The sequence below is a fragment of the Vibrio sp. OPT18 genome, from assembly GCF_015163615.1.
Classification (GTDB): domain Bacteria; phylum Pseudomonadota; class Gammaproteobacteria; order Enterobacterales; family Vibrionaceae; genus Vibrio; species Vibrio coralliirubri.
On the sequence record NZ_JADDYK010000069.1, the window covers coordinates 1 to 205 of the forward strand.

At 50.7% G+C, this 205-nt stretch carries 1 rRNA gene; it reads right to left on the reverse strand.

The window, feature by feature from the left end:
* Positions 1–205, reverse strand: a 23S ribosomal RNA gene (locus IQQ51_RS27960); the annotation flags it as partial.

The window sequence follows — 205 nt, forward strand, 5'->3', positions numbered from 1 at the left end:
TTAAGCCTCACGGGCAATTAGTACAGGTTAGCTCAATGCCTCGCAGCACTTACACACCCTGCCTATCAACGTCGTAGTCTACGACAACCCTTTAGGACGCTTATAGCGCCAGGGAAAACTCATCTCAAGGCTCGCTTCCCGCTTAGATGCTTTCAGCGGTTATCGATTCCGAACTTAGCTACCGGGCAATGCCATTGGCATGACA